Annotated in this window: 18 protein-coding genes; 6 read left to right on the top strand and 12 right to left on the bottom strand. The window is 60.9% G+C overall.

What is annotated here, in order from left to right; genetic code table 11:
• Positions 1–40: 40 nt before the first annotated feature.
• The 5 genes from AB4118_RS31480 to AB4118_RS31460 form a co-directional block, all read right to left on the bottom strand.
• Positions 41–676 (bottom strand): hypothetical protein, encoded by a 636-nt coding sequence (locus AB4118_RS31480; RefSeq protein WP_441493433.1) that lies wholly within the window; start codon positions 674–676, stop codon positions 41–43.
• A gap of 221 nt (positions 677–897) precedes the next feature.
• On the bottom strand, positions 898–1,065 hold the full coding sequence (locus AB4118_RS31475; RefSeq protein ID WP_441493432.1) for a hypothetical protein: 168 nt from the start codon (positions 1,063–1,065) through the stop codon (positions 898–900).
• Positions 1,066–1,344: 279 nt separating this feature from the next.
• Positions 1,345–2,514: a zinc-dependent alcohol dehydrogenase gene (locus AB4118_RS31470; protein WP_441493431.1), complete on the bottom strand. Its 1,170-nt coding sequence runs from the start codon at positions 2,512–2,514 to the stop codon at positions 1,345–1,347.
• Between the two features lie 265 nt (positions 2,515–2,779).
• On the bottom strand, positions 2,780–3,253 hold the full coding sequence (locus AB4118_RS31465) for a response regulator (protein ID WP_441493468.1): 474 nt from the start codon (positions 3,251–3,253) through the stop codon (positions 2,780–2,782).
• A 319-nt stretch (positions 3,254–3,572) separates the two neighbouring features.
• On the bottom strand, positions 3,573–4,160 hold the full coding sequence (locus AB4118_RS31460; RefSeq protein ID WP_441493430.1) for a hypothetical protein: 588 nt from the start codon (positions 4,158–4,160) through the stop codon (positions 3,573–3,575).
• Positions 4,161–4,637: 477 nt separating this feature from the next.
• Here AB4118_RS31460 and AB4118_RS31455 point away from each other — a divergent pair, with 477 nt between their 5' ends.
• Both AB4118_RS31455 and AB4118_RS31450 read left to right on the top strand, forming a co-directional pair.
• Positions 4,638–5,147 carry a YciE/YciF ferroxidase family protein gene (locus AB4118_RS31455; RefSeq protein WP_441493429.1) on the top strand — a complete coding sequence of 170 codons (510 nt, stop codon included), beginning with the start codon at positions 4,638–4,640 and terminating at the stop codon, positions 5,145–5,147.
• Positions 5,148–5,279: 132 nt separating this feature from the next.
• Positions 5,280–5,636, top strand: coding sequence for a response regulator (locus AB4118_RS31450; RefSeq protein ID WP_441493428.1), 357 nt, complete (start codon positions 5,280–5,282; stop codon positions 5,634–5,636).
• 160 nt (positions 5,637–5,796) lie between these two features.
• Here the strand turns inward: AB4118_RS31450 and AB4118_RS31445 are convergent, their stop codons facing one another.
• Entirely contained in the window at positions 5,797–6,795 is a 999-nt protein-coding gene (locus AB4118_RS31445; protein ID WP_441493427.1) for a sensor histidine kinase, read from the bottom strand.
• 266 nt (positions 6,796–7,061) lie between these two features.
• Between AB4118_RS31445 and AB4118_RS31440 the strand changes: the two genes are divergently transcribed.
• Positions 7,062–7,307, top strand: a complete 246-nt coding sequence (locus AB4118_RS31440; protein ID WP_441493426.1) for a hypothetical protein — start codon at positions 7,062–7,064, stop codon at positions 7,305–7,307.
• Between the two features lie 134 nt (positions 7,308–7,441).
• Here the strand turns inward: AB4118_RS31440 and AB4118_RS31435 are convergent, their stop codons facing one another.
• Both AB4118_RS31435 and ku (AB4118_RS31430) read right to left on the bottom strand, forming a co-directional pair.
• Positions 7,442–7,702: a DUF7696 family protein gene (locus AB4118_RS31435; RefSeq protein ID WP_441493425.1), complete on the bottom strand. Its 261-nt coding sequence runs from the start codon at positions 7,700–7,702 to the stop codon at positions 7,442–7,444.
• A 35-nt stretch (positions 7,703–7,737) separates the two neighbouring features.
• Positions 7,738–8,550 carry a non-homologous end joining protein Ku gene (ku, locus tag AB4118_RS31430; protein WP_441493424.1) on the bottom strand — a complete coding sequence of 271 codons (813 nt, stop codon included), beginning with the start codon at positions 8,548–8,550 and terminating at the stop codon, positions 7,738–7,740.
• A 93-nt stretch (positions 8,551–8,643) separates the two neighbouring features.
• Between ku (AB4118_RS31430) and ku (AB4118_RS31425) the strand changes: the two genes are divergently transcribed.
• Both ku (AB4118_RS31425) and ligD read left to right on the top strand, forming a co-directional pair.
• Positions 8,644–9,483, top strand: a complete 840-nt coding sequence (ku, locus tag AB4118_RS31425; protein WP_441493423.1) for a non-homologous end joining protein Ku — start codon at positions 8,644–8,646, stop codon at positions 9,481–9,483.
• Positions 9,484–9,615: 132 nt separating this feature from the next.
• Positions 9,616–10,623, top strand: a complete 1,008-nt coding sequence (gene ligD / locus AB4118_RS31420; RefSeq protein ID WP_441493422.1) for a non-homologous end-joining DNA ligase — start codon at positions 9,616–9,618, stop codon at positions 10,621–10,623.
• A gap of 407 nt (positions 10,624–11,030) precedes the next feature.
• Here ligD and AB4118_RS31415 read toward each other — a convergent pair whose 3' ends face one another.
• Positions 11,031–11,318: a hypothetical protein gene (locus tag AB4118_RS31415; RefSeq protein ID WP_441493421.1), complete on the bottom strand. Its 288-nt coding sequence runs from the start codon at positions 11,316–11,318 to the stop codon at positions 11,031–11,033.
• A gap of 34 nt (positions 11,319–11,352) precedes the next feature.
• Between AB4118_RS31415 and AB4118_RS31410 the strand changes: the two genes are divergently transcribed.
• On the top strand, positions 11,353–11,925 hold the full coding sequence (locus AB4118_RS31410; RefSeq protein ID WP_441493420.1) for a PRC-barrel domain-containing protein: 573 nt from the start codon (positions 11,353–11,355) through the stop codon (positions 11,923–11,925).
• A 191-nt stretch (positions 11,926–12,116) separates the two neighbouring features.
• On the opposite strand, the gene AB4118_RS31405 is transcribed toward AB4118_RS31410, so the two are convergent.
• The 3 genes from AB4118_RS31405 to AB4118_RS31395 all read right to left on the bottom strand — a co-directional run bounded on the left by AB4118_RS31405 (position 12,117) and on the right by AB4118_RS31395 (position 13,983).
• Positions 12,117–12,494 carry a low affinity iron permease family protein gene (locus AB4118_RS31405; protein ID WP_441493419.1) on the bottom strand — a complete coding sequence of 126 codons (378 nt, stop codon included), beginning with the start codon at positions 12,492–12,494 and terminating at the stop codon, positions 12,117–12,119.
• An 8-nt stretch (positions 12,495–12,502) separates the two neighbouring features.
• Positions 12,503–12,934, bottom strand: coding sequence for a low affinity iron permease family protein (locus AB4118_RS31400; protein ID WP_441493418.1), 432 nt, complete (start codon positions 12,932–12,934; stop codon positions 12,503–12,505).
• Positions 12,935–13,098: 164 nt separating this feature from the next.
• Entirely contained in the window at positions 13,099–13,983 is an 885-nt protein-coding gene (locus AB4118_RS31395; RefSeq protein WP_441493417.1) for a hypothetical protein, read from the bottom strand.
• Between the last annotated feature and the right edge of the window lie 89 nt (positions 13,984–14,072).

The following is a 14,072-nucleotide window of genomic DNA, read 5'->3' as shown; positions in this document are numbered from 1 at the left end:
CGTTACGCGGGTGAAGCTGGATGGCCAGTTTGGGATTCTGCTAGCGCAGCAGCCCGTCCGCTTCGAAGACATCCCAGCCGTCCAATTGCGACCGGGGGGCGGCCTCCCGGGCATTCCTGGCGTCGCCGGCCTTGCCCTCGCCGTTGCCCGCACGCGTCCGTGCGGCCTTCCCCGCCGCGCGCCGCCGGGTCTCGGCGAGCGCCTGCGCATCCTCCACTCTCCAGATGGCCGGCAGGTCCCCATCAAGCACGGCCTCGATCTGCCGCGGGTCGAAGACGTGGAACGTCACGGCTCTTGCACGCCCGCGCAGCTTGACGGTGCGTGTCCCGATGCTCTTGAGGCGACCGTCTTTCACCCACTTGTGACGCTCGCGCGAAGAGATCGTCAGAATATCCTCCGCCTCGCTTGGAAGTACGGGTAGTTCTGCGATCCCGCCCAGCGTTTCGGAGATGCACGCCGAGGCGACCCTGAACACATCTGTCTCGGCCTCTGACATACGCAATGCGATACGCCCCGTCCCAGCCGTGATGCACGTCCTCGCTGCCCAGGGCAGTCGGGCCCGAATTTCGCGTTCGATCCCCTTCGCTCGCACCGACGATCCAAGCGTCGCGGAAGACGGGAGCGGCCACTCGGCAACCAACGAAGGGGAGGCTTCCATGCTGCGCCTGGATGTCATCCGACCCAACTCACGTTTCCGGAAAGTCGAAATTCAACCGAGACCGATCGCGTATGTTCCGCCTTCCGGTTCAACGGCAAGAGCACACTCGCTTCGTCCGCGATCGACGACAGCAGGGCCATCCCCCGCACGCGAGGAGTTGGGGATGTTCCCTTCCGGGCATTAACGACCGGTGGAGGTGTACAGGGCGGAGGAGCCCGCCCTGCCCTTGCAGCCCCCTCCTAGCGCATCAGGCCCGCCGCGCGCAGCGCGTCCTCGATCACCTTTCCGACGCACCTAGCAGCTTCCCCAGGCTGCCAGGAGGGCGCCTGTGTGTTGCTGTCGAAGCGCTTATTGGTGGTTGCGGGCTCCGCCGCCTCGCGCTGGTTGGGCAACGAGATGGCTGACACGAACTTAACTGCTCGGGTCGCATTATGTTGCAATGCACAATGAAATGGCTCGGTCCACTCCAAGAGTTGCACGCCTGGCGCATCCGCCGAACGACGAATTCAATCCGGTCAAGCGGGAACAATCCCGTCGCTACTTTGGCGGACCTTTCAGGTCCCCTGCCCCCGCTCCGGGGGCAGGCTCGGCACCGAAACGAAGTAGAGGAACGAAGTACTCTCAGGATCAGGCTTCTGCTGAAGTGAGGAACGCTTTTCCCTCCCGTTCGGAACGGGAGCTCAAAACTACGGTCGCAAGATAACCTTGATGACGCCATCCTCCTTGTCGCGGAACTTCTTGTACATTTCGGGCGCGCCCTCAAGGCTCGCCGGATGCGTGATAACGAAGCTGGGATCGATCTCGCCTGCCTCGATCTTCGCCATCAGCGGCTTCGTATAGGCTTGGACGTGGGTCTGGCCCATCTTGAAGGTAAGGCCCTTGTTCATCGCCGCGCCGATCGGAATCTTGTCGGCCATGCCGACATAGACGCCCGGGATCGAGATTGTGCCCCCCTTGCGACAGCACATGATGGCCTCACGCAGGACGTGGACCCGGTCCGTGGCAAGAAAGGTCGCTGCCTTGACCTTATCGAGGATGGCGTCCGCAGCGCCGTGGCCAGCCGCTTCGCAGCCGACGGCATCGATGCAACTGTCAGGGCCTCGGCCTTTCGTCCGCACCATCAGCTCGTCGTAGACATCGAACTTCGAGAAGTTGATGGTCTCGGCGCCCCCGGCCTCGGCCATCGCCAATCGTTCTGAGACCTCGTCGATGGCGATCACCCGGCCGGCGCCCAACATGAAGGCCGAGCGGATCGCGAACTGGCCGACCGGACCGCACCCCCAGATCGCAACGGTATCGCCGTCCTGAATCTGGGCGTTCTCGGCAGCCATGTACCCGGTCGGGAAGATGTCGGAGAGGAACAGGGCCTGCTCGTCCGAAACACTGTCGGGGACCTTGATCGGGCCGATATCCGCCATGGGCACGCGCAGATATTCTGCCTGGCCACCGCTATAACCACCCAGCATATGACTGAATCCGAACAATCCTGCGGGCGACTGACCCATCGCCTTCGCTGCCATCTTGGCATTGGGATTGGTCCGATCGCAGGCTGAGAACATGCCCTGCCGGCAGAACCAGCAGTCGCCGCAACTGATTGTGAAAGGCACGACGACGCGGTCGCCTATCTTCAGATTGCTGACTTCAGAGCCAAGCTCGATCACCTCCCCCATGTTCTCGTGGCCGAGAATGTCACCGCTCTCCATCGTCGGCTGATAGCCGTCGAGCAGGTGCAGATCCGAGCCACAGATCGCGCAGCAGGTGATCTTGATCACCGCATCGCGGGGATGCTCGATCTTTGGATCCGGGACTGTATCGACGCGAACGTCGCCCTTGCCGTGCCAGCATAATGCGCGCATCGGTTTGCCTCCTCATACGAGTTCAGGTCGGGCAAACCGAATGCCGACCACAATGCCCCCGAGAGGCAAACAGGCTCGGGAGGCAAGGGTTCCCGCAGGTACGACGTTATTCCAGCGGCCAAAATGGCAGCAACGCTCGACCACCGTAACCTCCGCCAAAAAGGCGTGCGCCGTTTGTCCGAAGGTGAAGGAATGGCAGCCCGTTCCATCGGCCGCATCGGCCTCACTTTTCACTGTCCCGTCGATAGCCACCGTGTCACGTGGCTTACGCTCCGCGGCTCCCACGGGCGCGAAATGGCTGGGGCACAGTCTCAGGGCGTGATTTCGTTCGAAACACAGGCCTATTATGGGCGAGCGTCCTATACCGCGTCATCCGGGAGCATCGACTGGACAACTTCGACGATGCGGTCGGCTGACGCCGGCTTCTCCAGCCATCTTCCAGCATGGAAGACGGGACCGAGGTCTCGCTCGCACTGGTGCCAGTGAACACGATGAACGGGATTGCTCTGGCGCGGAGTCGATGCGCGACTTCGACGCTCGATCCATCCGAGAGATCAATGTCCAGCACCACCATGTCGGGGATGTTGCTCGTCAACCAATCCATGGCCTTTGCATTGGTAGCGAGCGTGACCGGCACGTCGTAGCCTGCGTCCGACAGGATGCCCTCTATGTCGAGGGCGACGATCGGCTCGTCCTCCAGAACAAGGACGGACTTCTTTGGCCGGTGTCGGGTACTCATCGAAAGGCCTGCCTTACTCAAGGTCTCCTCGTGGCCGTTCTCGACCGCGGATACCGCCGGCGCCTTCGTAATCTGACGCAATAATATCTCCTATTTCCCGACCGATAAAGCGGGCTTCACAGCCTGGAAGTCGCAAGTTCATCCTGGAACGCGGCTTGATAACAATTGTTGACAGGACCGGCGGGGCCACATTCGTCGCGGACGGATACGGCCATTTAAGAGCGGCTGATCAACGGGGTTGCCTGAACGAAAAGGCCCCCGAAGCGATCCTCGGAGGCCTCAATCGATGATCGGCGTCAATGCGAACGGACTAGTCGAACTAGTCGACCGGGAATTGCGGGCGCCCAGGCGACGACGTGGTCCCGCTATAGGGAGCGGCATTCTCGTCGAACCCGGTCCAGCCCTCTGTGCGATAGCTGGCGAGGCGGGTGTCGCGATCGATCGGGGAGAAACCGTCCATGATCGTCTCGACCGCCGCAGCCTCCTCGTCGGGTGCTTTCACGGAGACTACGGTGCCGCCGCGACGGACCGTCTCCGCGTGGTAGTCCGCGTCCTCCTTGCTGAGACCGGCGTTGGTGAGCGAGCCGACCAATCCGCCGGCTGCCGCCCCGGCGACCGCGCCAGCGGCTGTGGCTGCGAGCCATCCCGCCGCCACGACGGGACCGACACCCGGGATGGTAAACATGCCGAGTCCGGCCAGCAGGCCAGTCGCACCGCCGACCCCGGCGCCGATGCCTGCCCCTTCGGCGGCATTGTTGTCACCTTCGACAGGATTGTTGTCATTGGTGCGCTCGTCCCTGCCAATGACGCTGATATCCGAATCCGAAATCCCGGCCTGTCCGAGGTTTTCTATCACGGCTGCGGCTGTCTCGTAGTATTCGTAGGACCGGGTGATGGTATGGGTCATGTGTTTCTCCGGATATGGGGAATGCGTGGGATGATCAGTTGCGAACGATATTGCCGCAGTAATCGACGGAGTCGTTGACCTTGGCGCCGGCATTCATCGCCGAGCCCCTTCCAAACTCCCTTGTCGTCCTTCTTCAGGCCCGTCACATCTGAGTAGCCGCTGGCTTCGAGACGGCTCTTTGCCTGGACCTCGGTGAAGCTGTTGGCGCCCGGCATAGGCGCGTTGGCGTCAACGGGGGATGTCGGTGTCGGAGCAGTGGTCGACGTCCGCGCCATCACGGCGACCGCCGGCAATGACGTGACGAGCGGTCAGTCAGCAGAGTTTTCATGCTGGAAGACCCGGAGCGGTGAAGTCCGCTGATGCTGATCCAACGATCAGCCGCTTACGAATGTTCCGGATTTATTCACGGCCCCGTGAGGAACACTCTGCGCCGGCGTCCGTTGAGCCAGCAATCCCTTTACGGATCGGAGATGACATATGGCCACGACACCCAAGCCGCTCGACGAGATGTTTCACGACATGCTCAAGGACGTCTATTACGCAGAAAAGCAAATCCTGAAGACCCTGCCCAAGATGGCGAAGGCGGCGAAGTCGCCTGAGCTCAAGAAGGCATTCGAGACGCACAAGGCCGAGACGGAAGGCCATGTCGAGCGCCTTAGTGAGGTCTTCGAATCGATTGGCAAGGCGCCTCGGGCCAAGACTTGCGATGCCATCCTCGGCATCATCGAGGAAGGCAAGGCGGTGATGGAGGACTACGGGGACAGCCCAGCCCTGGACGCCGGCCTGGTCGCCTCGGCGCAGGCCGTCGAGCACTATGAGATCGCGCGCTATGGAACCTTGAAGGCTTGGGCTCAGCAGCTCGGACACAAGGACGCGGTGAGCTTGCTCGATGCGACGCTTGCCGAAGAGACCAAGACGGACAAGCTACTGACGCAGCTTGGCGGTCCCGCCAACTCGGCCGCGGTCGCGGTCGCCAAGGCGGCCTGAGCGCGAGCGAGAGGCCCGCCGAGCGGCACTCGGCGGGCCTCATCGACCACGCTAGCTAGCGAGAAATTACGGCTATTCTTTATAGTTCAGTGTTTCGGGCGGCGCCTGCGTCATCTCCGTGAGTTTTAGCCCATGGCCGACTTCGTTGTCCTTGTCGTCGAAGATGATGTGTTCATCAGATTGGATGCGACTTCGATGCTTGAGGACGCCGGGTTCGAGGCCCTCGAGGCAAGTAATGCCGACGACGCCGTCAAGCTGCTGGAGGCCCGCCCCGACATACGCATCGTCTTCACGGACATCGAGATGCCAGGCTCTTTGAATGGGCTGAAGCTGGCTTTCGTGGTGCGGGATCGTTGGCCCCCAATTGCAATCATTATCGCCAGCGGGCGCATCCAACCAGAGCCCCACGAAATGCCGGCGGACGTCACCTTTCTACGCAAGCCATACAGTCATGCCGCTGTATTGGAGGCGGTCCAGATTGCGGCTTAGGGGCCGTATGCTCGCCGGAAGTGTTACGCAGACCGCTGATTGGCTCCGGGAGAAGCATCATCGTTTCGCTGCGTTCGCTTTCGGCCGGACGGGATGCGCTCGGAATTAACATTTTGCGGAAGCCGTCCTCAAAGGCGTGCGAAGCCGTGCTTCGCGCCGTCTAGTCAGCTAGCTTTTCCGCCTTGATCCGTAGTGTGACAATGACACCCTCGGCTGACCAGTTGTAGTCGATCGAGCCCCCCAATTGCCCCGAGATGCTTCGAACCACGAGGCGGCTACCATAGCCACCTGCTCCGTTCGGGGGTTCGACGGCTGGACCTCCCCGCTCTGTCCACACGATCTTGATCTCCTCGTCGTCCGAGCAACCTGAAACATCCAACGTGCCCGTCTCGGCCGACAGCGCTCCATACTTCAACGAGTTGGTCGCGAGTTCATGGATGATCAGGGCCAGCGTCGTCGCCGCGCCCTCACCAACGCCCATGCGCGGTACCGCAACGCGGATGCGCCCGCTGAAGGCGCCCAGGTCCTCATAAGGAGACAGCAGGATCGACAACAGGTCGCCGAGCAGAGCCGCATGGCCCTGGTGGCCCGGGAGCGGCCTCACCAAATCGTGGGCTCGGCCAAGTGCCGCCAGGCGCCCGGTCAATTCGGTGGCCATCTCCTTCGCTGTCGTGGTGGACCGCGACGAGAGCTGGGTCAGCCCCGCAGCAATGGCCAGCAGATTCTTGACGCGGTGACTCATCTCCCCGGCGAGAAGCTCGTGGCCTTCCTCGGCCTGCTTGCGCCCCGTGACATCAAGAAAGATGCCGTAGGCAATGCCATTGTGTAGTTTCGAATCGTCGCCAATGCCCCGCGCGGAGATCCATCGGATCTCCTCGTCGATAGTGATGCGGAAATCTATTTCATAAGAGCCGACGATCGCCCGCGTCGCCGTGAACGCGCTCCGCACCCGATCCCGGTCGGCCGGGTGGATACGGACTGACAGGTCCTCGAACTTCACCGGGATGCCATCGTCCTGCACGGCCCATAAGGCGTATCCGCGTTCGTCCATGGCGAACCGGTCGGTCTCGACGTTCCACGACCAAAGGGCGACTCCGGCCGCGCCGATAGCGCGACGGAGGCTGTCGGCGCTCCACGACAGAGGGTTGCTGGTGGGCATGACTGCACTCGGGGAGCGGCTGCGGGGTGGGCATGTTAGCAGCAGAGAAAGGAGTTCTCTAAGTTCTAAGAGCGGACGGCCTACTATGATTTAGGTGAAGGTCGGCGCCTCCGAAGACATCGATCAGCAGGATGGGAAATAAATTCCGAGAATTCTGATCGGTTCCTCATGCGCATTCGCCGAGCTCCGGCTACGCCCAAACTTTAGACAAGTTCCAAACGGGACTGTATGGTCCCCTGCTGACTGCGCTCGCAGGGGGAAAGTGAATGCCGTTCCGGTCCATCGTCGCTACGCCAGAGGAACTCGCCCGGGTCGCCGCGGCCTTCGAGGAAGCGTGGAGTGAGGTCGCGGCGAGAATCGACCCAGGGAGTGCACCTGGTCAGCGCGAGCGTCTTGCGGCGATCATCGCGGAATTGTGGTCGTCGGACCAAACCGTCGATCTGGCGCTGATGGCTGTGCGCCAGTTCGATGCAACCGCTGCGGCGGGAGGCGGGCCGAAAGCTCCCGAGTGAATGAAATAAAGAGCAATCGGGGAACGCCGCGGATCGCTCTTGGTTTACATGTGTGACCGTGCGGCGACCCTCGTCGTGTGCGGTCACGGCCTAGGGCCTCGCTGCTGCGCCCCCCGGAGCGGCGGGGCCCACATTCAGCCCTTCATCTTGATGAGCCGCAGCCGCTCGATCTCGACTTTGAGTGCGGTGACCGCGGCATCCCCTCGAATGCCCCTCACCCCTTTGCTTTCGCGATCGATGGCGCCCGGAATGCCGTCGAGAAACTCGGCTCGCTGGTGCTCCGACATGGTCAGCAGATACTCGATCTCACATTCGTGCCGCCATGCCTCGGAGCTCGTCGAGACCTCTCGATCAGCAAGGAGTGACCAGGCGAAGCGGGGAGAAGGAGCAAACACGGCGAATCTCCTGCAACTAGCGACGATTAGCGGTTTCAATGCTTTTTGGCTCGCCCACCCTTGTCGGCGTCGAGCGTCTCTTTCAACGACGCCTTCAAGGCGTCAAATATACTGACAACATTGCCCTTTGATTTTCCGTCCGTAGCCCCGCGCCGAACGCTCCGGCTCTGTTTCGAAGCGATGAGCTTTTGAAGATGTTCCTGGACTGGATCTTTCATGAAATCGGCTGACCAATGCGCGGTCTTCTGAGCAACGAGCTTGTCGGCAAGTTTCGCCAAAGCCGGCTCCTCCTCGGTCGATCCAATATCGCCGAAATATATGCCAGGCTTCCGTACTTCATCACCGAACCTCAGCGTCCATGCGATGATACCCTTTCCGGAAGGCTGAAGCATCACAGCCCGCTCCCTACGGTTGAGGACCACACGCGATATTCCGACTGTATCCGTTGCGGCCATGGCCTCCCGGATAACGGCAAAGGCCTCCTCCCCCACCGGATCGCTCGGCGTCATGAAATACGGGCTGTCGAGATAAATCCAAGGAACCGAGGCAGTCTCTGTAAAAAGATCAATGTCGATCGTCCTCGTGCTCTCGAGCCCGATCGAAGAAAGCTCATCGTCGTCAAAGACGATGAACTGGTCGTCCCCGACCGCGTAGCCTTTCGCCTCTTTCTCGTCGTTGACGGGTTTGCCCGTAACGGAGTCGATGTAGCGACTAACAACTCTCTGCCCCGTCGCTCGGTTGAGCGTGTGAAAGCGAACCTTTTCGCTCTCCGACGTCGCTGGCTGGAGCGCCACAGGGCACGTGACTAGCGAAAGTCGGAGATAACCGGTCCAGAATTTCGGAGGCATGCTGCAACCCTCAACTCACCCAGCTTTAATCCATTGGAACGTCTTCGGTTCCCTTTGCGTTGAGTCATGTTCGTCGTGTCGGAGTTGCGTTCAATGGCTACAGCCCGCGCTCAATGGAAAGGTACGCTGCAAGTTGGCGCCCTGGCCGTACCCGTCGCACTTTTCACCGCCGCCTCTACTGCGGAACGCACGACTTTCAACATGGTCAATCGTGACACAGGGAATCGGCTTCGTCGGGAGTTCATCGACCCAACCACAGGCAAGCTGGTCGAAAAAGAAGACCAGGTGAAGGGCTTCGAAGTCGAGCCCGACAGCTACGTGGTGATCGAACCCGAGGAGCTCGACGCTGCCATTCCGCAATCGGATAAGAAGCTCGCCGTTCAGGCCTTCGTCCCGTTCGCTGAAATCGACACCTTGTTTTTCGACAAGCCTTATTACCTCGCACCCACCGGGCCGGGGGCTGAAGCCCCCTTCGCAGTCCTATGCAATGCACTGGAGCGGAGCGAAGTGGGCGCAATCGCGCACGCTGTACTGTTTCGCCGATATAGAGCTGTCCTGATCCGAGCCAGCGGACCTGGCCTAATCGCCCATACCCTCAACTTTGATTATGAAGTTCGCTCGGCTGTCGGCGCATTCGAGGAGGTGGAGGACATCGAGATCAAAGGCGAAATGCTTGACCTCGCCAAACATATCATCACCACCAAAGCCGGTAAGTTCGATCCTGCGGCTTTTACAGACCGCTACGAGGCCGCTGTAACCGAGCTCGTAAAGGCAAAAATCGAAGGCCGCAAAATCTCCACTCCAAAGCTGCGGACGGCCACGAACGTGGTCGACCTTATGGAAGCGCTTCGCGCGAGCGCCGCGATGAAAAAGCCGGGGCGGAAAGAAGCTGCGCCTTCGAAGACGTCTCAGCCCTCCAAGAAAGCTGGCTAGTAGCTCGAAGACGCCCAGGAGGCGTTCTGTGACCAGACCGGAACGAAGCCAATCGGCCCAGAGTTCTCCGCGCGTGGTGGAGTAGCTGTTGTGTGTGCGCGTCGTCTGTTGCGGTCTGGTCCGGGTTTCGAGGTGCTGAAAAGCCCCGTCATCGCGCGGGTGGATGATCCGCGACAAACGACCCTGTTTTACGATTTTTACGAACCGATGCCCGATCGGGTTGAGCCCTGCTTGGCAAAGCTCGCTACCAAGCCACCGCATGGCGAAAATTGGGCATACGAAGTCAAATGGGACGGCTATCGCGTTGCCCTCCATATTGAGTCTGGCGGGCGGGCCCGCGTCATCACTCGCGGCGGCCATGACTGGACCGAACGTTTCCCCACAATAGTCGCGGCTACCACGGTGCTGCCGGTCGACAGCGCCATTCTGGACGGTGAAGCCGTTGTGCTCGATGAGAGGCGCAGATCGGACTTCTCGGCGCTTCAGAGCCAGCTCGGCGGCCGGGGCGGCAAGCGCAACGCCGGCCTCGCGGTGATGTTCGCGTTCGATCTCACTTACCTCAATGGCCGCGACCTCCGGCGCTTGACGCTGACCGAGCGGCGCGACCGACTGGCCTCTGTGATCCAGGGCACCGAACCCGGGATCATGCTCAGCGAGGAGGTTGACGCTGCCGGCGACGCCTTCCTCACCACGGCCTGTGAGATGGGACTCGAGGGTATCATCGCGAAGCGGCGCGACGCCCCTTACCGATCAGGCCGAGGCGGCGATTGGCTGAAGATCAAATGCGTGCAGTCCGAAACGTTCGTCATTGTGGGGTATGAACCGTCTACCGCTGCCTTAGGTGGGATCGGGCGCCTGCTTTTGGCTGCATTGACGGGCGATCGGCTCTCCTATGTCGGAAGTGTCGGAACGGGCTTTACGGAGCGATCAGCAATCGCGCTGCGCAAATACCTCGATCGCCTGATGATCCAGAAACCCTGCCTGGCGCTAAAGCGCGCCGGTATTCGTTGGGTTAAGCCGCAACTGGCGGCAGAAATAGAGTTTCGAGGCTGGACGAACGACCACAAACTTCGGCACCCATCCTACAAGGGTAGGCGAGAGGTGGCTGATCTCGTGGAAATCTCCGAAATCGAGGACTAGTTCATAACGGAGAGCGGCAGGACTACACCCACGCTCTCTTCGCGCAGCGCCGTGAACGTCAGCCACGTCGGGCTATAGATCGTGACGGAAATATTAAGGGCCAGTCCGCCCACGCAGATGAGTTCCACTTCTCCCGACATTCCACCTCGATCGATGCGGCTTATGTCCCCAGTGAACGATCCCTCCCAAACGCCGGCCTGCCGAGCCGGCTCGAATTGGTAACGTCCAGGGATCGAGTAGCTAGGGCGCAGCGTGAGCCGGCCTCGGCCTGAGGGCATTTGCAAGATGTTCCTTTGGGTGGCGGTTCCCCTCAGTGCAGCAAGTCGGCGGCGTTTTAATGATGCGCGACCGGGCGACGGCTCGAATGACAACGTCCAAGTCCAAGTGACCTGACACCAATCTCCAGATCATCCCTTGATCTCCCGCCGACGTTTTTCTGAAACGCGTCGCGCCAAGCGCTCGACGTCCGCGACATCGCCAGCCTCATCGGCGACGCGCAAACTGCGAGCCGCCTGCTGAAGCCAGTGTTCCGCCTGACGGAGAGCGTGAGCGCGCATTGATCCGGTGCGAATGGAGCGTCTGGCAGCAGCTTCGTCGAGCAGGTCAACCATCGTCACTGCGCTCTTGTGGCTCGGCGCTGCGGCCGTGACGTAGTTCAGGCGCTGCGTCTGAGAAACGATGGCGAACCCGCCCACGGGGCGTGCTATCCATCTAAGAGAGGAGGCGCTCATGAGAACCTACTGCTTGTTCCACGCCGTGAACTCCCCTGACCTACGCGGCTTCACCGATGAGCCTGCCGGCGCCAGTTTGCCCCCGGATCTTGCGCCGTGGAGCCTTCTTCAACAAATCGGGCCCGAAGAGGAATGGACCGCCCCCATCAGCAGAGCGGTCGTGGCAGCCGGCATCATCGAGGACGGTTTTTATCTCTGGGGACCCGTCGAGCGAGCGATCGTATCCCACCCGATCATCGAAAGTGATCGCGTCCAAGGAACTGCCGTATTCGGCCGCGAGGACGTTCAGTTCGGCACCATCAAGCGGTTGTTGATTGATAAGGTAAGTGGTCGCGTTCTCTACGTCGATGTGACGTTTGGAGGATTTCTCGGCGTGGGCAGTCACCACATTACGATCCCATGGGAAAAGCTCGCCTACGACCAAGTGCTCGGGGGGTATCGCACTGACCTTGCCGAGGCCCGGGTCCGAGCTGCCGCGGCCTTCTATGGGGACGAGAAAGTTTCGCCAGGTCGGAAGCGTCGGCAGGATATGAGGGACTACTGGAACGACCTTCCCAGAGGGCCACTCTGAAACGGCGCTCTCGCCCCCGTCGTGACGATACGCCCCGAAGGGAGCATACCTCGCTCGTGACGACGATCGCTTACACGGGAGCCGATCACAGAACTCTTTCGGGAGACGCAGTTCTAACGACGCGAGCCGTGAGGATCAGCCGGTCCGAAACGGACGAGTTGGCCGCAAGGCAGCGCCACCCAACCCTTCGTTTAATCTTCTAATCTCTGGGAAGAAGCATTCGCCTGATATTCTCGGTGAAGCCTTTCAAGCTGTTCCTCATCGAGTTCCTCGATTTCGGCAAGCCTGTCCTTTGCGCCCTCGACAGCCTTGAGCAGTTCGTCGAGCTTGATTTGCATCGCCGTGACCGCACGATTCTGACTGGTCTGGACGATGAGGAAGGTCACGATGGTGACCGCGGTGCTCATGATGAGCTGCCAGCCCGGGGAATAATCAAAATGGGGGCCGGTCAAGCCCGCCATAATTACAGCAGCCAGGACGCCGAACAGAACTCGCGAACGACTGGTCCATCGCGCCGCAGCCTGTGATAGCTGCGTGAACCTGGACGGCCTTTCGCGAATATATGCCATCGGGGAGCCTAGGAACTGACTTGAGGTGCAGGGGGCTGGGCCTCGCGGGCACGCTTCGCGCGACGCTCGTATTCAGTGCGAAGATCCTCAAGTTTCTCTTCGTCTAACTCCTCGAGGTCGAGAAGCTCTTCGCGAGCCCCTTCAAGACGGATGATGAGTTCATCCAGCTTAATCTGCATGGCGCAGGTATCGCGGTTCTGGCTGTTCTGGATGATGAAGACCATCAGGAAGGTGACGATCGTCGTCGACGTGTTGATCACCAACTGCCAGGTGTCGTTGAAGCCAAACAGGGGTCCTGACAGCGCCCAGATAATGATGATCGCGATCGCGACAAAGAAGGTTTGAGGCTTCCCCGCCCACCGTGCTGTGGTCTGCGAAAGGCGAGTGAATAGCGACGCATCGCTTCCGAGATCGGCCAGTGAATCCTGGTAATTTGCCATTGCACACCGTGGTGAATTTTATGGAACATTCGGACACCCGATTTGGCTCGTTGCGCCGCTGACACTGACCGGCGCAGTTGCGATAGACCGAAGTGCGTCGAACCGGCTGGACGTGGGTTTCTCCGCGCATCAGGAGGGGCCCCTCGGAGCCCCTCCAATTTCCTTCATCGCCGGCCGAACAGCGATCCGAGATCCATTTCCTCGTCGCGATGCTTGCCGCCAAGTTGGGCCGCCATCCAGGCTGCCGCTGCTCCAAGCAACAGCACTGCTGCGGTCATGAATGCGGTAATCACTGCGGCCTTGCGAGCGCGCTCAGCAGCTTGCTTTGCGGTCTCCTTCGCCTGCTGAAGTTTCGCGAAGGCGTCATCGACCTTCTTTTGAGCCTCGGGTTGAGGGATGTTCATCCGGGCAGCGACGCGCGTCGCAATGTAGTCGCGGTCGGCCTGATCAAGCTTTCCTGATGTAAGGCCGGTCATGAAGATCCGGGACGCCTCCTCGCGTTCACCGGCAGTTGGCGGCGTGGTGCCAGTTGACCTCATGACAGAGTCCAGGGCCGAACCCAGCGGGTCCACCTGCTGACTGATCAGAGCGGCGGCGCCGCCAGTAGCGGCCGCCGCACCGGTTGCTGCTGTTTTGGCAGCGCCCAGCAGTGACGAGCTGGCGATCATCGCTACGATCAACGCTCCGGCAGCCCAGACGACCAGGCCATGAGCGCCGTCGCGAACGTGGCGCTCGTGGTCGCTGGCGTCGGTCACCGGCCGACGCATACGCCCGGCAAAATATCCGCCCGCGCTGCAGGCCGAGACTGTGATCCAGATGGCCCACAGACCTGCGGCGATGGTCAGGGCTGTCAGGCCCGAAGAGCGCGCGGTGTCCGCGGACACCAAGGACAGGCCAATGGCAGAGCCAAAAGCTGCCATGATCGTAGTGATGGCTGCGGAGAGCACCGCACCGCCAAAGATGGCGCTCCATTCAAGATAAGAGCCGGTGGAGGCACCCCTTAGGGCGGGAGGGGGAACGACGACCACGTTGGGTGCGCTCACGGACATGATGCAGCCTCCTACCGAAGACCAAGGAATGAAAGAATGGCCAACACGACCACGATGAGGCCAACGATGTAGATGACGCCGTTCATGAG

Origin of the sequence: Allobosea sp. 2RAB26, from assembly GCF_052115465.1 — a bacterium.
Classification (GTDB): domain Bacteria; phylum Pseudomonadota; class Alphaproteobacteria; order Rhizobiales; family Beijerinckiaceae; genus Allobosea.
This window is presented reverse-complemented; position numbering and strand designations above follow the sequence as displayed.